The 20,687-nt window shown below is 42.1% G+C and carries 16 protein-coding genes; 15 read left to right on the top strand and 1 reads right to left on the bottom strand.

What is annotated here, in order from left to right; genetic code table 11:
• Positions 1–81: 81 nt before the first annotated feature.
• The 12 genes from udk (at position 82) to HMPREF0847_RS03630 (ending at position 11,501) form a co-directional block, all read left to right on the top strand.
• Positions 82–714, top strand: coding sequence for a uridine kinase (udk, locus tag HMPREF0847_RS03685; protein WP_008808855.1), 633 nt, complete (start codon positions 82–84; stop codon positions 712–714).
• A 41-nt stretch (positions 715–755) separates the two neighbouring features.
• Positions 756–1,427 carry a YoaK family protein gene (locus tag HMPREF0847_RS03680; protein ID WP_008808854.1) on the top strand — a complete coding sequence of 224 codons (672 nt, stop codon included), beginning with the start codon at positions 756–758 and terminating at the stop codon, positions 1,425–1,427.
• Positions 1,428–1,646: 219 nt separating this feature from the next.
• Positions 1,647–2,027 carry a RidA family protein gene (locus HMPREF0847_RS03675; RefSeq protein ID WP_008808853.1) on the top strand — a complete coding sequence of 127 codons (381 nt, stop codon included), beginning with the start codon at positions 1,647–1,649 and terminating at the stop codon, positions 2,025–2,027.
• A gap of 24 nt (positions 2,028–2,051) precedes the next feature.
• Complete coding sequence (gene rapZ, locus HMPREF0847_RS03670; protein ID WP_008808852.1) at positions 2,052–2,942, top strand: RNase adapter RapZ; 891 nt, start codon at positions 2,052–2,054, stop codon at positions 2,940–2,942.
• A complete protein-coding gene (locus HMPREF0847_RS03665; RefSeq protein WP_008808851.1) occupies positions 2,939–3,913 on the top strand; it encodes a YvcK family protein in 975 nt (324 codons plus the stop codon). Before rapZ ends, HMPREF0847_RS03665 begins: the two co-directional genes overlap by 4 nt.
• Positions 3,910–4,821 carry a DNA-binding protein WhiA gene (gene whiA / locus HMPREF0847_RS03660; RefSeq protein WP_008808850.1) on the top strand — a complete coding sequence of 304 codons (912 nt, stop codon included), beginning with the start codon at positions 3,910–3,912 and terminating at the stop codon, positions 4,819–4,821. Before HMPREF0847_RS03665 ends, whiA begins: the two co-directional genes overlap by 4 nt.
• Before the next feature lie 185 nt (positions 4,822–5,006).
• Entirely contained in the window at positions 5,007–5,621 is a 615-nt protein-coding gene (locus HMPREF0847_RS03655; RefSeq protein WP_008808849.1) for a hypothetical protein, read from the top strand.
• Positions 5,622–5,632: 11 nt separating this feature from the next.
• Positions 5,633–6,499, top strand: a complete 867-nt coding sequence (locus HMPREF0847_RS03650; protein WP_008808848.1) for a GNAT family N-acetyltransferase — start codon at positions 5,633–5,635, stop codon at positions 6,497–6,499.
• 80 nt (positions 6,500–6,579) lie between these two features.
• On the top strand, positions 6,580–7,212 hold the full coding sequence (locus tag HMPREF0847_RS03645) for a copper homeostasis protein CutC (RefSeq protein WP_008808847.1): 633 nt from the start codon (positions 6,580–6,582) through the stop codon (positions 7,210–7,212).
• Positions 7,213–7,256: 44 nt separating this feature from the next.
• Positions 7,257–7,928 carry an MmcQ/YjbR family DNA-binding protein gene (locus tag HMPREF0847_RS03640; protein WP_008808846.1) on the top strand — a complete coding sequence of 224 codons (672 nt, stop codon included), beginning with the start codon at positions 7,257–7,259 and terminating at the stop codon, positions 7,926–7,928.
• Positions 7,929–8,017: 89 nt separating this feature from the next.
• Positions 8,018–9,757, top strand: a complete 1,740-nt coding sequence (locus tag HMPREF0847_RS03635; RefSeq protein WP_008808845.1) for an ABC transporter ATP-binding protein — start codon at positions 8,018–8,020, stop codon at positions 9,755–9,757.
• Between the two features lies 1 nt (position 9,758).
• The gene (locus HMPREF0847_RS03630; RefSeq protein ID WP_008808844.1) at positions 9,759–11,501 is read left to right on the top strand and encodes an ABC transporter ATP-binding protein; all 1,743 of its coding nucleotides are present in this window, start codon (positions 9,759–9,761) and stop codon (positions 11,499–11,501) included.
• A 12-nt stretch (positions 11,502–11,513) separates the two neighbouring features.
• Here the strand turns inward: HMPREF0847_RS03630 and HMPREF0847_RS03625 are convergent, their stop codons facing one another.
• On the bottom strand, positions 11,514–12,839 hold the full coding sequence (locus tag HMPREF0847_RS03625; protein WP_037622367.1) for an aminotransferase-like domain-containing protein: 1,326 nt from the start codon (positions 12,837–12,839) through the stop codon (positions 11,514–11,516).
• Between the two features lie 55 nt (positions 12,840–12,894).
• On the opposite strand from HMPREF0847_RS03625, the gene HMPREF0847_RS03620 reads away from it, so the two are divergent.
• The 3 genes from HMPREF0847_RS03620 to HMPREF0847_RS11025 all read left to right on the top strand — a co-directional run bounded on the left by HMPREF0847_RS03620 (position 12,895) and on the right by HMPREF0847_RS11025 (position 20,659).
• Positions 12,895–13,758, top strand: a complete 864-nt coding sequence (locus HMPREF0847_RS03620) for a pyridoxamine kinase (RefSeq protein ID WP_008808842.1) — start codon at positions 12,895–12,897, stop codon at positions 13,756–13,758.
• Positions 13,748–14,278, top strand: coding sequence for an ECF transporter S component (locus HMPREF0847_RS03615; RefSeq protein ID WP_008808841.1), 531 nt, complete (start codon positions 13,748–13,750; stop codon positions 14,276–14,278). Before HMPREF0847_RS03620 ends, HMPREF0847_RS03615 begins: the two co-directional genes overlap by 11 nt.
• Positions 14,279–14,518: 240 nt before the next feature.
• The gene (locus HMPREF0847_RS11025) at positions 14,519–20,659 is read left to right on the top strand and encodes an accessory Sec-dependent serine-rich glycoprotein adhesin (protein WP_084624300.1); all 6,141 of its coding nucleotides are present in this window, start codon (positions 14,519–14,521) and stop codon (positions 20,657–20,659) included.
• The last annotated feature ends 28 nt before the right edge of the window (positions 20,660–20,687 follow it).

The following is a 20,687-nucleotide window of genomic DNA, read 5'->3' as shown; positions in this document are numbered from 1 at the left end:
CTCTATTTTTTACTGATTAGCCCTTTCATTATACCATGATTTGGTGTAAAATAGATAGGATTAAAAATATTGGAGCAAGAAATGCAAAACAGACCTATTATTATTGGAGTGACCGGTGGATCAGGTGGTGGTAAAACCAGTGTCTCCAGAGCAATTTTATCTAATTTCCCAAATGAAAAGATTGCTATGATTGAGCATGATTCTTACTATAAAGACCAGTCTCATCTGACTTTTGAGGAAAGGATTAAGACCAACTATGACCATCCTTTTGCCTTCGATACAGATCTAATGATTGAACAAATCAAGGAGCTTTTGGCTGGCCGTCCAGTAGATATCCCAACCTACGATTATACGGAGCATACACGTAGTAGTAAAACCTATCGCCAGGAACCCAAAGATGTATTTATTGTAGAAGGGATCTTGGTACTTGAAGATCAGCGTTTGCGAGACTTGATGGATATCAAAATTTTTGTTGACACAGATGATGATGTTCGAATCATTCGCCGGATCAAGCGAGATATGGAAGAACGTGGTCGTAGTCTGGATAGCGTTATTGAACAATATTTGGGTGTTGTGAAACCCATGTATCATCAGTTTATTGAGCCAACTAAGCGTTATGCTGATGTTATCATTCCTGAGGGAGCTTCAAACAAAGTTGCCATTGATTTGATCACAACTAAGATTGAAAAAATCTTAAAAGAAGCTAGAAATTAATGAGGAGGAAGTCTAGTAAGGAGCTAGACTTTTTAAATAAAATGAGAAATATTGTGAAAAGAGAATTTCATTCCCGATCTAAATTTTTCGCCTGTTTGCTAACATTTTGCGCGGGGTTTGTGGATGCCTATACCTTCATTGAAAGGGGAGGGACCTTGGTAGCTGGGCAAACAGGAAATGTTGTTTTCCTTTCAGTTGAATTGATTAATCATGAGGCAAGAGAAATTGAAGTAAAACTGGCTACGATGTTAGCTTTTATGCTAGGGATCTTTTTAATGACGGTTTTTCAAAATCTTTTTGAGAAATCTTGGTGGCGACTTTCGAGCATTGTGCCACTAATTCTAGTATCTTCTATAATTGGATTTTTGCCAGGCAACTTCGCCAATATCTACATTGTGCCTCCTCTTGGTTTTTGTATGGGTTTGGTAGCGACGGCTTTTGGAGAAGTAGATGGCATTGCCTATAATAATTCCTTTATGACAGGTAATCTTAAGAAGACCATGGTTGCTTTTGGGACTTACGTTCGAACCAAGAAAATACCTTACTTAGAAGAAGGCTTGTTTTTTGTAGCTCTCTTAGCTAGTTTTGTAACGGGAGCCATCGTGTCTACCTATCTCATCCAATTCTGGTACCTGAGGACGATTTGGTTAGTAAGTTTGATTTTATCAGCCTTTCTAATCTTTAGATTAACTCAATATCTGCGTAGAAGATAACAAGTAAATAGCATTAAATATAAACTGAGATCAGCTTATCTCGGTTTTTTTGTTTCTTAATTTGGTTAAGTAGGGTAGACGTCATGTATTTCAGAATTTATGCCCAAATGATTTTTAAAGAGTTAGAAAAATATCTTGACTTTTAACTGCTTTTAGAGAAGGATTCAGCTAGGAGAGTCTCTTTATGATATAATAATAAGGAAATAAGGAGGAATGAAAATGTCTAAGATAATTAATACAAATAAAGCACCTAAAGCTATTGGTCCCTACGTTCAAGGTCGAGTGGCTGGTAATCTTTTGTTTGCAAGTGGTCAGATCCCTTTATCGCCAGAAACTGGTGAGATTGTCGGTAGCACGATTGAGGAGCAGACTGAGCAAGTTCTTTCAAATATCAAGGCTATTCTAACAGAAGCTGGAACTGATTTTGATCATGTTGTCAAAGCAACTTGTTTTCTGAGCGATATCAATGATTTCGCGGCCTTTAACGCTGTTTATCAAACAGCTTTTTCAAGCGCCTATCCTGCTCGATCTGCTGTAGAAGTAGCGCGCTTACCTCGTGATGTTAAAATTGAAATTGAAGTCATTGCTGAGCTAGATTAAAGCTCTAGCTGGAGGGGAGAGAATATGTCAGAGAAAGAGATGAAACTAGTCATTGTTACAGGAATGAGCGGTGCAGGAAAGACAGTAGCTATTCAGTCATTCGAAGATTTGGGCTACTTTACTATTGATAATATCCCGCCAACACTTGTACCCAAGTTCCTGCAATTATTAGAAACAACTAATGATATTGACAAACTAGCTCTTGTCGTGGATATGCGTAGCCGTTCATTTTTTGCTGAAATTCAGAACGTTTTAGATCAGGTGGAAAACAATTTAGAAATTGATTTTAAAATTCTCTTTCTAGATGCGGCTGATAAAGAATTAGTAGCTCGTTACAAGGAGACACGACGAAGCCATCCATTGGCAGCAGACGGTCGGATTTTAGACGGAATTAAGTTGGAGCGGGAATTGTTGGCTCCTCTTAAGAATCTCAGTCAAAATGTTGTTGATACGACAGATTTAACTCCTCGTGAATTGCGAAAGACTATTTCAGAACAGTTTTCTGACCAGTCTCAACTACAATCCTTTCGTGTTGAGGTCATGAGTTTTGGATTTAAGTATGGGCTTCCTTTGGATGCGGATCTGGTTTTTGATGTTCGTTTTTTACCAAACCCATACTATCAGCCAGAACTACGTAATCAAACAGGATTGGATAAACCAGTCTTTGACTATGTCATGAACCACGAGGAGTCATCCGAATTTTATCAACATCTTCTGAATTTAATTGAACCGATTTTACCTGGTTACAAGAAAGAAGGGAAGTCAGTCTTGACAATTGCAGTTGGTTGTACGGGGGGGCAGCATAGAAGTGTTGCTTTTGCTCAACGTTTGGCAGACGATTTAGCTAAAAATTGGCCTGTCAACTGTAGTCATCGTGACAAAGACCGTAGAAAGGAAACGGTAAATCGCTCATGAGAAAGCCCAAAATAGCTGTTATTGGTGGTGGAACCGGGATTTCCGTTATCCTTGATAGTTTACGAAAAAGGGATGTAGATATTTCTGCTATCGTAACGGTTGCTGATGATGGGGGGAGTTCAGGTGAGTTAAGAAAAAATACCCAGCTAACTCCTCCAGGCGATTTACGAAATGTACTTGTTGCTTTGTCTGATATGCCAAAGTTTTATGAGCGCGTCTTTCAGTATCGATTTGCTGACCAAGATGGACCTTTAGCGGGGCATCCTTTAGGAAATTTAATTATTGCTGGTATTTCTGAAATGCAGGGCTCAACCTATAATGCCATGCAAATTCTGACTAAGTTTTTCCATACAACAGGAAAAATCTATCCATCCAGCGATAGTCCATTAACCCTTCATGCTGTTTTTACTGATGGTGTCGAAGTAGCTGGTGAAAGTCGGATTGCCGATTATAAAGGCATGATTGACCATGTCTATGTGACTAATACTTATGATGATGAAAAGCCCCAAGCCAGTCGTAAGGTTGTCCAGACTATTCTAGACAGCGATATGGTCGTACTTGGTCCAGGATCACTTTTTACCTCTATTTTGCCAAATTTGGTGATTGAAGAGATTGGCCAAGCTCTACTTGAAACCAAGGCTCAGGTAGCTTATGTCTGTAATATTATGACCCAAAGAGGGGAAACTGAACACTTCACGGATGCCAATCATGTGGAAGTTTTGCATCGTCATTTGGGACAAAAATTTATCGATACAGTACTGGTGAATATTGAAAATGTTCCAAAAGATTATATGAATTGTAATAAATTTGATGAGTATTTGGTACAAGTTGAGCATGACTTTAAGGGACTCCAAGAACAAGTTCCCCGTGTCATTTCTTCTAATTTTTTACGTTTGGAAAATGGTGGAGCCTTCCACGATGGTAATTTGGTTGTGGAAGAATTGATGAAGAACATTCAGGTGCGAAAATGAGCTTTACGGTAAAGGTAAAAGAAGAACTATTGGGACTAGATACCAAGAGTAAGAGTGAATTGGCTGCTATCATGAAGATGTCTGGTAGTTTAGGAATTGCAAGTCAAGGACTAACTCTATCCATTACTACTGAGAATGCAAAAATTGCTCGTCATATTTATGAGTTGCTTTTGAGCTTTTACCAGGTGAAATCTGACATACGTCATCACCAGAAAACCAATCTCCGAAAGAACCGTGTCTATACTGTTTTTCTAGATGAAAAAGTTGAAGATATCTTGTCAGACTTGCACCTGGCGGATGCTTTCTTTGGAATCCAAGAGGGGATTGATCCTCTTATTCTATCTGATGATGAAGCAAGTAGAGCTTATCTTAGAGGGGCTTTCTTATCAAACGGTAGTATGCGAGACCCAGAATCTGGTAAATACCAACTAGAAATTGTTTCTGTCTATTTGGACCATGCTCAAGGACTTGCTAGTTTGATGCAACGTTTTTTACTAGATGCAAAAACCATCGAACGAAAAAAAGGAGCAGTTACATATTTGCAGCGAGCAGAAGATATCATGGATTTTCTGATTGTTGTTGGAGCAATGGAGGCCATGGCTGAGTTTGAAGCTGTGAAAATCCTTCGGGAGACTAGAAATGATATCAATAGAGCTAATAATGCAGAGACTGCCAATATAGCTCGAACCGTGACAGCTAGTATGAAGACCATCAATAATATTGTAAAGATTATGGAGACAAGTGGTTTGGAGAGTCTGCCAATTGATTTACAAGAGGTTGCACATTTGAGAGTTAATCATCCTGATTACTCTATCCAGCAGTTGGCTGATAGCCTTAGTAAACCTCTGACCAAAAGTGGCGTGAATCACCGCCTTCGGAAAATTAATAAGATTGCAGATGATTTATAACCAAGAAAACTAGAAACGGCTCTAGTTTTCTTTTTTATCAAGGGAAAACTCGGCTTTGTCATGTTACCGCATAGGAATGTCATCTTTTTGTCACAAAAGTAATAGGAAATTAGTGTAAAATATATCTATTATGATTTTAGAGCAGGCAGAATCAGACTTCTGACTTGTTACAAAAAGGAATAAAAATGAAAAAAATAATCAAACGTACTGTAGTTGGTCTTCTTGTCTTATTATTTGGCCTGATCCTGATTTTGGTACCTTCTTCAATTCAATCCTCTGATCAGCTAAAGAATGTAGAAAGCACAATTAGTTTGTCTAGTATGGTTGAATCTGGACTTCAGAATGCAACCGTAGGAACAAATGGTCTAAGTACAGAGATTACGATTAACAGCAAACAATTGAATCAGTTACTGAAACCATTTTTGACTGATAATCAGAGTCAAGAATTATTGGAGAGTGCGTACAGCATTGAAGGGGATAAATTAAGATTGCAACTCCCTATAAAAATCCTTGGGATTGACAGCAAACTTGATTTGCGATTCTACGCGGCCTACGAAAATCATACCCTACGATTTGATCTTGCTAGCTCTCGTCTAGGAAATCTACCAGTACCAAAAGCTATTGTAGCTTCGATTTTACAAAATAGATTGAAAGACCAGTCCAGCAATCTAGCCATGGAACAAGAAACAATTTTGGTTTCTCTACCAGAGTCTCAGTTTAAAATTACAGGACTTAACATACAGGATGATACTGCTAAGGTTAAGCTGACAATGAATGTGTCAGGTTTGCTGGGTCAATAGGAGTAGAGATTATGCCTATAGTAAATTCAGCTCAACCTGATTTTATTCAGATTAATAGCAACTTGCGTTTGCGAGCTTATGATGGCCACTATCAAGTGGCCTTTTCTTGGTATCAGGATCCAGAGCTTGTCTATTTCGTTGACGGCAAAAAAGAAAGCTATTCACTAGAAAAGATCAAGAAGATGTATGAGGTCCTTAGTCAGCGAGGAGAACTATATTTCATTGAAGTTAAGCAGGATGGTTCCTGGTTGCCAATTGGTGATGTGACTTTTTCAGAGAATGACTTACCTATTGTTATCGGAGTGGAGACTTATCGATCAATTGGTATTGGACGAGAAGTTATCGGAGCATTGATTGAGAGGGCTCGATCTCTGTCTTATCAGCAGTTACAGGTTCAGGACATTTATGATTTTAATCTCTCTTCTAAAAAACTATTTACTTCATTCGGTTTTTATCCTTATGAAGAAACGGATCTGGGACATCGTTATGTTTTAGATTTAGTTTTACCTTTTTCTGAAATTCAGCCTAGCCAATTTTTCCTTTCAGAAAAAAAGCTAGAAGAAATTGCGACATGGTTTGACCAAGAAGGATTAAAGCCTTTGCCAGTAAAAAGATTGGAGGGCAAATGGTTCCTGACAGATGGTCATAGCAGAGCTTTCACTGCATATCTTAGAGGATGGTCAGAAATACCGATATATTTTGACAGAGACGACATAAATTTAAAATTTTATTCCAATTGTATTAGACTCTGTAAGGAAAAGAATATCAAGTCAATAGCTGATTTGAAGGACCGTATCCTATCTGAGGAAGCCTACCAAACAGAATGGATTGACTGGTGTAAAAATTCCTTTGAAAGTATGAATGGGATAGGTAGCTAATTCGTCTTTTTTTCACTAGTTGTGATATAATAAACAAGAAAGAATTAGAATAATATCATAATAAATTAAAGGAGTAGCGGATGCTATACGAATTTTGTGCTGAAAATGTAACCTTGCTTGAAAAAGCAATGCAAGCAGGAGCTCGTCGTGTTGAACTCTGTGACAATTTAAGTGTCGGAGGAACCACGCCAAGTTATGGAGTCATTCGTGCTGCAGTGGACTTGGCTAAGTCTTATGATACCACTATAATGACCATGATTCGCCCTAGAGGCGGTGATTTTGTTTATACTGATCTTGAAGTGGAAATCATGATAGAAGATATCAAAAAGTCGCGTGAGGCTGGAAGTCAGGGAGTCGTATTTGGCTTGCTGACAGTGGAGAATGAGCTAGATACAGAAAATCTTGAGTCTTTGCTAGCTGTGTCACAAGGTTTAGAAGTAGTCTTTCACATGGCTTTTGATTCTATTCCAAGGGACAAGCAATTCGAGGCCTTGGATTGGTTGGCTGAGCATGGTGTTAAGCGCATTCTGACTCATGGAGGTCCAGCTACAGAAACGATTCAAGAACACTTTGCTTGGTTAAAAGAGTTGGTGGCCTATGCAGACAAGCGAATTCAAATCCTGCCAGGCGGTGGCATTACGACTCAAAATTGCGATGAAATCGTTGTTGAGTTGGGTGTGGATCAGCTACATGGAACCAAGGTAGTATTTTAGGAGGATAAGGAGAGGAGCTATGGCTCCCTTTCCTTTTTATAGACATGTTTGAACTATTCGAAAAATATAAAGCTAACTATGATAAGCTAGTTAAGTATGGTTTTTTAGAAAAGGAAGGCATCTATCAGATATCAAGAAAAGTCATGTCTGGAGATTTTCAGATGGTGATCAATGTTGAAGATAGTAGTGTCAGTTTTCTGCTGTTTGATTGTGAGACAGGGGATGAGTATAGGCAGGTTCACATGGAATCTATGACAGGCGAGTTTGTCGGTCAGGTGCGTCAAGCTTGTTTGGACCTTCTCTTAGATATTCGTCGCCATTGTTTTGATGAAATTGGCTTCCTTTATGAACAAAGTCAGCGCTTGGTAGCTCACGTTTCTAAGCATTATCAGGGAAGTTTGGAATACCTTTGGGCTAAGTCTTCAAGAAAAAGTTCTACCCAGGCAGCTGTATTTCGCCATGAGGGCACAAAGAAATGGTATGGAGCTTTTCTGACGACTGACTGGTCTAAGTTTGATTCAGGACGAAGTGGAGCAATTGAGGTTCTTAATGTCAAGAACAATCAGGTCTCAGAACGAATCCAAGAAAAAGGAATTTACCCAGCCTTTCACATGAATAAAAAGTATTGGCTGAGTCTTCCGCTAGATGATACTCTGACGGATCAAGAATTATTTTCTCTTTTAGAAGAGAGCTTTCTTTTAACAAAGAAAAAATAAGAGGCTGAGTTTTCCAGCCTCTTTCGCTATCAATAATGCAAAAATGAGTGTATAATGAATAGTATTTGGAGGTTAGAAAAAGCACAAGTATGAAGTTATTAAAGAAATTATCTTGGTTTTTTAAATTAGAAAAGTGGCCCTATATCACTGGTATTTTAGCTCTATCTTTGGTCAGTCTTTTAAACTTGCTCCCTCCTCGAGTGATAGGAGAGGTGATTGACCAGATTGCCAGTAGAGATTTGACGAATATGGAACTGGCCTACCAACTTTTTCTCTTGGTTTTGTCTGCTTTGGCCATGTATGCTTTGCGTTTTGTCTGGCGTAAGTATATTTTGGGGACAGCCAATCGTTTGGGTAGAATCTTACGCTACCGTCTCTTTGAGCATTTTACTCGTATGTCTCCTTCCTTTTATCAGACTTATCGGACCGGTGATTTGATGGCTCATGCTACCAATGATATCAATGCTGTTGTTGGGGTTGCTGGTGGAGGAGTCATGTCAGCTGTAGACGCTTCAATCACAGCTCTAGTGACTGTTCTTACCATGTTTTTCGTCTTGGACTGGAGGCTGACTCTGATTGCCATTTTACCCTTGCCTTTTATGGCTTGGGGGACCAGTCTGATCGGTCGAAAAAATCATGAAAGTTTTAAGGCTGCCCAAGAAGCCTTTTCAGATTTGAACAATAAGGTCCAAGAAAGTGTCTCAGGTATCAAAGTAACCAAGTCTTTTGGTTATCAAGATGCAGAGACAGCTGCTTTTGCTAGGATCAACCAAGATGTTTTTAAGAAAAATATCCTTGCAGCAAAGTACAATGCTCTTTTTGATCCTATGGTTTTGATTTTTGTCGGCCTGTCCTATCTTTTAACCTTGATTTTTGGTGGTCTTTTCATTAGTCAAGGTCAGTTGACAGTGGGAGAGTTGGTCACTTTTATTACTTATCTGGATATGTTAGTCTGGCCCCTTCAAGCCATGGGCTATCTCTTCAATATCAGCCAACGAGGAGCTGTGTCTTACGAGCGAATTGAAAGCTTGCTAGCCCAAGAAAGTGATGTGACAGAAGTGGCTTCGCCCATTAAGGACATTAAAAATGGTCGTCTGGATTACTCTATTCAAGAATTTGCATATGATGATCGACCAACTCTCAGGGATATTCATTTTTCAATTGATCAGGGTCAGACCTTAGGAATTGTTGGTGTTACAGGCTCTGGAAAAACGACCTTGCTTCGCCTTTTGCTTCGAGAACAAGATATACAAGATGGGAATATTTGCCTAGCTGGACATGACATAAGAGATTACAGCCTTTCTGCTTTGCGGAGCTTGATTGGTTATGTTCCTCAAGATCAAATCTTGTTTGCTACATCGATTAGAGATAATATCCGTTTTGGAAATCCAAGTCTTTCTGATGAGGACGTTATCGCTGTTACTAAACTTTGCGGAATTTATGAAGACATCATGCAAATGCCCGATAGATTTGATACTTTGGTTGGGGAGCGTGGTGTATCCTTATCTGGTGGACAAAAGCAACGCTTGGCCATGTGTCGTGCTTTGATTCTTAATCCCGATATCTTAATCTTGGATGATTCTTTATCTGCTGTTGATGCCAAGACCGAGCACTTGATTTTAGATAATCTCAAGAGAGAGCGTTCTGGTAAGACTACATTGATTACTGCCCATCGCTTATCAGCAGTAGTGCATGCAGACTTGATCCTAGTTTTAGATCAGGGACGGATTATTGAGAGTGGTAGTCATCAGGAACTTTTAACACAGGATGGCTGGTATGCCACTACTTATCAAAATCAGCAATTGGCTGAAAGCTTAGAGGAGGTCTAATATGAAAAAACAATCAACTTTTCAACGACTTCTAAGCTATATGCTTGCATATAAATGGCTCACACTTTCAGCATTTGCCTTTGTTTTTCTAACCACTTTGGTTACCACTGCCTTACCTCTTTTGGCTAGAACTTATATCGATCAGTTCATTAGTTCTGGACAGGCGGCTGCAGGCTTTTATCTCTTGGCTATTTACTATGGCTTATTTATACTGCGTGTGCTTTTGACTTTTTTAGGTCAGTATTCATTTGCAAAGGTAGCACACAGTATTGTTCGTGACTTACGTCAAGAAGCCTTTGCCAATATTCAAAAGCTACGAATGGCCTATTTTGACCAAACACCTGCTGGAGCCATCGTTTCTCGTCTGACCAATGATACTCAAGCAGTGGCGGATATGTTTAGTAGTATTTTCTCAAGCTTTTTAAGTTCAATCTTCATTTTAGTGGTAACTGCCGCAACTATGTTTGCTCTGGATTGGCGTCTGGCTCTTTTAATACTTTTATTTCTACCAATCATGCTGGCCTCGATCTTGCTTTATCAAAAACTGTCAACTGGCTTGCTCAAGCAAGTCCGTAGTAAGTTGAGCGATTTAAACGTAAAGCTTTCCGAGACTATTGAAGGAATGAGAATCGTCCAAGCCTTTGGTCAGGAAAAGCGATTGATTGATGAATTTGAAGAAATCAATCAGGAGCATCTAAACTACACTAATCGCTATCTGGATGTTAACAGTCTGCTTTTACGTCCAGCTATGTCTCTTTTGAAAATTCTGGCCTATGGCGTTATTCTGACTTATTTCGGTCTGACTTGGCAAAATGCTGGGATTACAGCAGGGATTATGTATGCCTTTATCCAGTATGCCAACCAGCTCTTTAATCCTTTGATTGAAGTCATGCAAAACTACTCAGTTCTTCAGACTTCTATGATCTCTGCTGAGCGTGTCTTTGAAGTCATTGATAGGAGAGACTATGAACCAATCCAAAATAATAAAGACTTGAAAATCCAAAAAGGTGATATAGAATTCAGAGATGTTAGTTTTTCTTATGACGGAGAAAGAGATATTTTGAAACATATTTCTTTCAAGGTCAAGCAAGGTGAAACGATCGCTTTTGTTGGATCTACTGGATCGGGAAAATCATCCATCATCAACCTCTTTTTACGCTTTTATGAGTTTGAAAGAGGACAAATACTGATTGACGGACACGATATAAAAGACTATAGTCAATCAGAGCTTAGGCGACATATTGGGCTGGTCCTTCAAGATCCCTTCCTTTACCATGGGACTGTTGCTAGCAATATCCAGATGTACCAAGAAGGACTTAGCCAACAGGACATTGAAGAGGCTGCTAAGTTTGTTGATGCTCATGACTTTATTCATCAACTGCCATTGACTTATGATGCACCAGTAACAGAGCGAGGAGCTGCATTTTCCAGTGGCCAGCGCCAGCTCTTAGCTTTTGCTAGGACAGTCGCTACCAAGCCTAAGATTTTGATTTTAGACGAGGCTACTGCCAATATTGACTCAGAGACAGAAGAGTTGATTCAAGCTTCGCTGAAAAAAATGCGACAAGGAAGAACGACGATTGCCATCGCCCATCGCCTCTCTACCATTCAGGATGCTGACTGTATCTATGTGCTAGATAAGGGCCAGATCATCGAATCTGGTAGCCACGAAGAGCTCCTAGCTCAAAATGGCACCTATAAGAAAATGTATCAACTTCAGGCTGGCATGCTAGAAAAAGCTTAGGAATGGATTTTCCTAAGCCTTTTTTAAACATTTTTTCAGCCCGTCTATAGAGGCTTCAAGGTCTTGGTATCGAATCTTAGCATAGCGATAGGGGCAAGGGTCAATATAAGCAGACTCAAAAAAATCAAGAGGAAGACCACTATGCTTTAGAGAGCTAATGGATGTTAGTGTTTTTAGATCCAATAAAATACCTCCCGGTGTCAGTAGGTAAGGTAGCCCTAAACCAGCTTTTTCAAGTAAATGTTGGGCCTTTTCTTTTTCTTCCTCCTGTAAACGCAGTAGCGCTAGTCTATTTTTTTGAAACATTTGATTATCAATATAAAGAGAGAGAGCCTTTTGCATGATGAGATTGCTGTCATAGTCCAAAATGCTTTTGAAAGCGATAAATTGCTTCTTGACGCTATCAGGCAATAGCAAAGCTGTAATTCGAAGTGCAGGGAAAAGACTAGTTGAAAAAGATTTGATATAAATAACAGAGTCGCTATCATCTAGATAATGAAAACTTAGTTCTGACTTATTGTCAAAATCAGCTAGGTAATCATCCTCAATAAGAAAGACCTGATAAAGCTTAGCTAGGCGGAGAATTTCTTCTTTTTCCTGACGGCTGTAAGTGTGTCCTAAGGGATAGTGAAACCGAGGAATGGTATAGAAAAACTTGATGTTTCCTGAACGAAAGATATTTTCTAATTCCAGTAAGTCAATTCCTTTTGGACTTCGTTCTATGGTCTTATATTTTAAATTTTGAGCCTTGAGAAAATCATTTATTCTGTGATAGGTTGGTTGTTCTACTAAAATAGTGTCACCATGATTAGGGAAGTCTATTTGAGATAGGATATAGAGTGCTTGCTGGGTACCAGATGTCAAAGCTATCTTGTCTAAAGTTGGGTATATAGCTGATTCTAGAAGTAGATTTTTGACAGACTGTCTCAAATCTTCTAGTCCCTCTTGTTGAGAGTAGTAGTTAAAAAGGTAATTTTCTCGTCCAATTAATGTTTCATTGAGACAGATTCGAAAATCTTCATAGACTTGATGGCGGTCGTTTCTTAAGGGAAGCTCTAGATCATTATTTTCTTCTTGAGCTTGCTCTAATACATAATAACCGCTTTTGGGAACGGCATAGATGTACTTCTGATAACTCAGATCTAGAAGGGCCTTTTGAACGGTATCCTTGCTACAATGGTAACTTTTAGACAAAAGTCGAATAGAGGGAAGCTTATCTCCTTTTTTAAGCTGACCATTTTTGATTTGTTCAATCAGATGATCTAAAATTTCTTGATATTTAGTCTTCAACACACAACTGTCCCCATACAGATTTGATTTTTCCATATTGTAACTTATTTTAAAGTGTTTTACAATAAAAAAGTAGAAACGGAGAGGGACGAATGGAATGATCATGACAAAGCCAAAGAGAATTATTTTAGCTAGTGATATTTCTGGCTTAGGGAAGGTTGCTGTGACAGCAGCCCTGCCGTTGTTTGCCGTATGTCAGTTGGAAGTCTCTGTTCTTCCCACAGTTCTTTTATCATCTCACACTGGTGGTTTTCCTAATGTTTACATTGATGACTACACTGTTGGAATGCAGGCTTTTTTAAAGCAATGGCAGAGCTTAGAGATCGGTTTTTCTGCATTAGTTACTGGCTATCTTAAATCAAGTCAGCAAATAGCGTCTCTGATTGATTTTTTGGAGCGTGAGAACATCCCCTTGATTGTAGACCCCATTATGGCCGACAATGGTAAGCTATACAAAGGCTTTGATGATCATTATATTTCTAGCATGCGTACTCTCTGTCAAAAAGCAGTTTTGATTCTGCCCAATTTAACAGAAGCTTGTTTTCTTGCTGATTTGCCTTATCAAGATAATGATTTGACAGAGCAATTTTTAAAAGATCTTGCTCAGCGTCTGAGCGAATTAGGAGCAAAGAAAATTATATTAACCGGACTTCCACTGAGTCACGATCAGATAGGTGTAGCTTATTTCGATAAAGCAGAAGGCAACTTTAGCCTGTATAAAGGTAAGAGATTTCAGCAACAATTTTTCGGAACGGGCGATATGCTGACTGGTTTGGTAGCGGCTGCATTTGTACAGGGGATTGACCTGCAAAAGTGTCTTCCGGTTTTCATCAACTTCATAGAGAAAAGTCTAGCGACGACACTGGATTGCCACTTTGATCTTCGTTATGGAGTGTACTACCAGCCCCATTTGGAAGATTTATTTATAGAATTTAAAAGATTATTGGAGGTTTCTAATGAAAAATAATAAACTAACTACCCGTGAACTAGTGGAATTGAGTCTTTTTTCGGCCCTAATTGCACTTAGTATTCAGTTTTTCAGAATTCCTGTTGGTCCTCAATTTATTCATTTTGGAAATGCTCTGGTTGTGGTGGCTACTCTCATTTACGGAGCAAGAAAAGGTGCTTTGGTTGCAACTGTTGGTCTAGGAGTCTTTGATATATTAAACGGCTATGCTTCAGTAGTTTGGATTACAATCTTGGAAGCATTAGTTGTTATTCTTGTTGTTCATTTTGTTTATGAAGCAATGCCAGAGAATAGAGAAAGGTTAGTGATTGTTGGTTTTGCAGCTGCTTTGACCAAAATAGTATTAAATCTATTCAAATACACTTTGATTGGAATGCTCGGCAACCTCACTTTAGGTGCTTCCTTAAATTTAGCTCTTGTTAAGATAGTTGGAACTTTTGGTTCAAGCTTGGCTACAGTTATAGCTGTTCCTATCCTTTATCCAATATTTAAGAAAATTAGTGAAACAATTAGAAAATAATTTTAAATATCAAACATAGTTTAAATACTTTGAATAGAAAGAATCAGCAATAAAAAATGCATATTTAAAGACGGTTTATAAACTCGTCTTTTTTAGTATTTGAGGATGTAAAAAATAATCAATTTTTCTTGTAAAAAATACTTAGAAAGCCGTTGTTTCCACTGAAAATATGATACTATAGATACGATACTTTTTTAAATACTAAGTTTTTGGGATATTAAATTAAGTAGAGGGGATTACATGTTTTTTAAACGTCAAAAGGGTCAATACCACGAAGTTGAACGTGTTACGCGTTTTAAACTGATTAAGTCTGGAAAACACTGGCTTCGTGCGGCTACATCTCAATTTGGTCTTTTAAGATTAATGAAGGGTGCTGATATTTCTTCCGCAGAAGTGAAGGTAGTGGAGGAGCAGTCTGTAGAAAAGGCTGGACTGAATTACCTGAAAGGAATTATAGCGACGGGAGCTGTGCTTGGTGGAGCGGTTGTTACAAGCTCTTCTGTTTACGCTGAAGAAGAACAGGCTCATGAAAAAGTGATTGATACGAGGGATGTTTTAGCAACTCGTGGAGAAGCAGTTTTAAGCGAAGAAGCTGTAACTACTTTGTCATCTACAGAAGCCAATCCAGTGGAATCCTTGTCAGATACTTTGTCTGCAAGTCAAAGCACTTCAGCTAGCTCTTCTGTTTCAACTAGCATATCTGTATCTGAGTCATTTTCGGTATCTGGGTCATTATCCTATAGCATAAGTCTTTCTCAGTCAGTCTCTGCATCTGCAAGTGCGTCTGAGTCTCTTTCAGTGTCCTCAAGTGCATCTGATTCTGTGAGTGCAAGTACAAGTACGTCAGCTAGTGCTTCTCAGTCAGTCTCAGCCAGTCAGAGATCTACCACCTCTACATCAGAGAGTACTAGATCCGAAAGTAGCCAACAGTCGACAGAAGCTTCTAGTCAAACAGGGCGGAGAAGAACGCGTCGAGCTGTTACTGAAAGTGCTCCTAACGTTGAGTATCACGATGTAAAAGGGGACATGATTCAAAGTGTCACAACAAGTTTTGATGACACTAGCAGACTTTTGACTTGGACGATTAACCTAACACCAAGACAAGTGAAGTCTAATCTTGGCGCACTAGTATCTATCAGTGGTAATCAGGAAACTCGTACAGTAACGATAAACGGTAAAAATGCTGCAAATGGTGGAATCTACAATTCAGGCGGCGCTTGGAATCTGTATACTGGTGAATCTGTTAACAATAATGTTCTCAGAATCACTACTCAAGTAAACGATACCGGTGGGGAAGTCAAACTTGGACTCCGCTTAGTAACAAGTGATAAAAAAATCACCAAGACAAATCTACCACTTGAGTTTAGTCAAGTTGCTGCTACGACTAATGGCAGTTGGGATAAAGCGGGATATAACACAACGATTGTTGAGAAGGATACAGAAAGGCCAGTTGTTAATGTTCCAAGTGAAATTACTGTTTACCGTGGAGAGTCATTTGAATATTTTGCGACAGTAACAGATAATTCAAATGCTTTTGATTTGGCTAAAACGGTTGTTCGCTGGTTATATAATAACCAACCTGGTAGAGGTACTGAATGGTTGCAGTATTCTGTGACTCAAGTAGGGAATCAGTTAAAAGTTAGAATTTTTGGTAATGTTCCAATAGACACAACAATTGGTGATTACACTCGTTATGTTGTAGCTACGGATGCGGCAGGGAATGTTAATGCAACACAAACAGAAATGGGAAATGCTGCTGTTGCCAAGACATCGGTAAATGGTCAGTTTAAACTGATTATTCGATTTAGAATTAAGACACCCGAAAATACCGTATTTGTCAATAATCCAAATCAATTAACAGAAGTAGAAAAAAATTTAGTTCGTGAAGCTGTCAAGAAGAGCAATCCCGATTTAAGAGCTCAAGATGTTCTAAATTCCAATTACGTCACTGGTATTACTGTCTCAAACAATGGTACAACGACTATCACTTATAGAGATGGTAGAAAAGACATTATTGACGGAAGTAAATTTATTGATACAAGAGCTGGAAGTATATCTAAATCTCAGAGCACTTCCAATTCTATCAGTGTTTCTCTTTCCAAAAGTGAGAGCGCTTCAGCAAGTTTAGTGACCTCAAAATTAAATTCCATTAGCTCAAGCGCATCTGTATCTGCAAGTACATCTGCCTCTACTAGCGCCTCAGTCTCTGCCAGTGAGTCCACATCAACCAGTGCATCTGTATCGGCAAGCGGGTCCGCATCAACGAGTACGTCTGTAAGTGCGAGCGAATCGGCCTCCATGAGTGCGTCTGTATCAGCCAGCGAATCCGCGTCGACGAGCGCATCTGTTTCAGCAAGTACGTCCGCGTCCACCAGTGCATCTGTCAGTGCGAGTGAGTCCGCGTCCACAAGCGCTTCAGTAAGTGCGAGCGAATCGGCCTCCATGAGTGCATCTGTATCTGCAAGTGAGTCCGCGTCCACCAGTGCATCTGTATCTGCGAGTGAGTCCGCGTCCACCAGTGCATCTGTATCGGCAAGCGAGTCAGCTTCAACGAGCGCATCGGTAAGTGCAAGCGAATCAGCCTCCACGAGTGCGTCTGTATCTGCGAGTGAGTCAGCGTCAACGAGTGCATCTGTATCTGCAAGTACGTCCGCGTCCACGAGCGCGTCAGTAAGTGCAAGCGAATCGGCCTCAACGAGCGCTTCAGTTTCTGCAAGTGAGTCTGCCTCCACGAGTGCATCTGTATCTGCAAGTACGTCTGCGTCCACAAGCGCTTCAGCAAGTGCAAGCGAATCAGCGTCGACGAGCGCTTCGGTAAGTGGCAGTGAGTCCGCGTCCACAAGCGCTTCAGTAAGTGCGAGCGAATCGGCCTCCACGAGTGCATCTGTGTCTGCAAGTGAGTCCGCGTCCACCAGTGCATCAGTAAGTGCGAGCGAATCAGCGTCAACGAGTGCATCTGTATCTGCGAGTGAGTCCGCGTCAACCAGTGCATCTGTATCGGCAAGCGAGTCAGCTTCAACGAGCGCATCGGTAAGTGCAAGCGAATCAGCCTCCACGAGTGCGTCAGTAAGTGCGAGTGAGTCCGCGTCCACAAGCACTTCAGTAAGTGCGAGTGAATCCGCGTCCACGAGCGCCTCTGTGTCTGCAAGCGAATCAGCTTCAACGAGCGCGTCTGTAAGTGCGAGCGAATCAGCTTCGACGAGTGCATCAGTAAGTGCGAGTGAGTCCGCTTCCACGAGTGCATCTGTATCTGCAAGTACGTCTGCGTCCACAAGCGCTTCAGCAAGTGCAAGCGAATCCGCATCTACGAACGCCTCAGTTTCTGCGAGCGAATCCGCGTCTACGAGTGCGTCAGTAAGTGCGAGTGAGTCCGCATCTACGAGCGCTTCAGCAAGTGCCAGCGAATCGGCCTCCACGAGCGCATCGGTAAGTGCGAGCGAATCCGCGTCGACGAGCGCATCTGTTTCAGCAAGTACGTCCGCGTCCACAAGTGCTTCAGTAAGTGCAAGTGAATCGGCCTCCACGAGTGCCTCTGTATCTGCGAGTGAGTCCGCATCTACCAGTGCATCTGTGTCTGCGAGCGAATCGGCCTCCACGAGTGCCTCTGTATCTGCAAGCGAATCAGCTTCAACGAGCGCGTCTGTAAGTGCGAGCGAATCAGCTTCGACGAGTGCATCAGTAAGTGCGAGTGAGTCAGCCTCCACGAGTGCGTCTGTCAGTGCGAGTGAGTCCGCGTCCACAAGCGCTTCAGTAAGTGCGAGCGAATCGGCCTCCACGAGTGCATCTGTATCTGCAAGCGAATCCGCGTCGACCAGTGCATCTGTAAGTGCCAGTGAGTCCGCGTCGACCAGTGCCTCAGTAAGTGCGAGTGAGTCCGCCTCCACGAGTGCGTCTGTAAGCGCTAGTGAGTCTGCGTCAACGAGTGCCTCAGTAAGTGCGAGTGAATCGGCCTCAACGAGCGCATCAGCCTCTGCAAGCGAATCGGCCTCAACAAGTGCGTCTGTTTCAGCAAGTACGTCCGCTTCAACGAGTGCCTCAGTAAGCGCGAGCGAATCAGCTTCGACGAGTGCATCAGTAAGTGCGAGTGAGTCCGCTTCCACGAGTGCATCTGTAAGTGCGAGTGAGTCCGCGTCTACGAGTGCATCTGTATCGGCAAGCGAGTCAGCCTCAACCAGTGCGTCTGTTTCAGCAAGTACGTCCGCTTCCACGAGTGCCACAGTAAGCGCGAGCGAATCAGCTTCCACGAGTGCATCTGTAAGTGCGAGCGAATCAGCCTCAACCAGTGCGTCAGTTTCTGCAAGCGAGTCCGCTTCGACGAGTGCATCTGTATCTGCAAGCGAATCCGCTTCGACGAGCGCATCTGTTTCAGCAAGTACGTCCTCGTCCACAAGCGCTTCAGTAAGTGCGAGCGAATCGGCCTCCACGAGTGCGTCTGTAAGTGCGAGTGAGTCCACCTCAACCAGTGCATCTGTATCGGCAAGCGAGTCAGCCTCAACGAGTGCATCTGTATCAGCCAGCGAATCCGCGTCGACGAGCGCATCTGTTTCAGCAAGTACGTCCGCGTCCACGAGTGCGTCAGTAAGTGCTAGCGAATCCGCATCAATAAGTGCTTCAGTAAGTGCGAGCGAATCAGCCTCAACGAGCGCGTCTGTCAGCGCGAGTGAGTCCGCATCGACGAGCGCTTCAGTTTCTGCGAGTGAATCAGCTTCCACGAGTGCATCAGTAAGTGCAAGCGAGTCAGCCTCCACGAGCGCATCTTTTTCAGCAAGTACGTCCGCGTCAACCAGTGCCTCAGTAAGTGCTAGCGAATCGGCTTCCACGAGTGCGTCTGTTTCAGCAAGTACGTCCGCGTCGACAAGCGCTTCAGTAAGTGCGAGCGAATCGGCCTCCACGAGTGCATCTGTATCGGCAAGCGAGTCCGCTTCAACGAGTGCCTCAGTAAGTGCCAGCGAATCCGCTTCAACGAGCGAATCTGTATCTGCAAGCGAGTCCGCTTCCACGAGTGCATCTGTATCTGCGAGTGAGTCCGCTTCCACGAGTGCATCTGTATCGGCAAGCGAGTCAGCTTCAACCAGTGCATCTGTATCGGCAAGCGAGTCAGCCTCAACCAGTGCATCTGTATCAGCAAGCGAATCGGCTTCCACGAGTGCGTCTGTTTCAGCGAGCGAATCCGCGTCAACCAGCACTTCAGTATCTGCCAGTGAATCAGCCTCAATGAGTGCATCTGTAAGTGCGAGCGAGTCCGCTTCGACGAGTGCGTCAGTAAGTGCGAGCGAATCGGCCTCAACCAGCGCCTCAGTAAGTGCGAGCGAATCGGCCTCCACGAGTGCGTCTGTTAGTGCGAGTGAGTCCGCGTCCACGAGTACGTCAGTATCTGCAAGCGAATCCGCATCCACGAGCGCATCTGTATCTGCAAGTGAGTCCGCATCGACCAGTGCCTCAGTAAGTGCCAGCGAATCCGCTTCAACGAGCGCATCAGTAAGTGCGAGCGAATCAGCCTCCACGAGTGCCTCTGTATCTGCAAGCGAGTCCGCATCAACGAGTGCCTCAGTATCAGCAAGCGAATCAGCTTCCACAAGCGCTTCAGTAAGTGCGAGTGAATCGGCCTCCACGAGTGCGTCTGTAGGTGCTAGTGAGTCCGCTTCAACGAGTGCGTCTGTTTCAGCAAGTACGTCCGCTTCGACGAGTGCCTCAGTAAGTGCGAGCGAATCAGCGTCCACGAGCGCTTCAGTAAGTGCGAGCGAATCAGAGTCCACGAGTGCGTCTGTTTCAGCAAGTACGTCCGCGTCCACCAGTGCATCGGTAAGTGCGAGTGAGTCTGCGTCAATGAGTGCGTCAGTAAGTGCGAGCGAATCGGCCTCCACGAGCGCTTCAGTAAGTGCAAGTGAGTCCGCCTCCACGAGTGCCTCAGTATCAGCTAGTGAATCAGCGTCCACGAGCGCTTCAGTTTCTGCGAGTGAATCGGCCTTAACGAGTGCGTCTGTTTCTGCAAGCGAGTCAGCTTCGACGAGTGCGTCTGTATCTGCGAGTGAATCAGCTTCGACGAATGCATCAGTAAGTGTTAGCGAATCAATGTCTGTTAGTGAGTCACTATCATTGAGTATTAGTACATCTGTGCTACACAGCCAGCTAAATGATATATATGAAAGCGAATTGTATTCACTAAGTCTTTCTGAAAGTTTATCTGCCTCACAATCGCTTAGCCAGAGCCTGTCTGAGAGTCAATCTTCTTCAGCAAGTCAATCAATGCATGATAGGATTTCTAAAGGACAACTTCCTCGAACAGGTGAATCTGAAAGCAAAGCATCCATTTTGGCTTTAGGGTTGGGAGCTTTGGGATTGGCGTTTAAGAAAAGGAAGAAAAATGAGTCAGAGGATTAAACATTAATTAAAGCAGGAAGTTTTTGAA

The organism is Streptococcus sp. 2_1_36FAA, from assembly GCF_000161955.2.
Classification (GTDB): domain Bacteria; phylum Bacillota; class Bacilli; order Lactobacillales; family Streptococcaceae; genus Streptococcus; species Streptococcus gordonii.
Note: the sequence above shows the minus strand (reverse complement) of the source record. Positions and strands in the feature narration are given on the sequence as shown.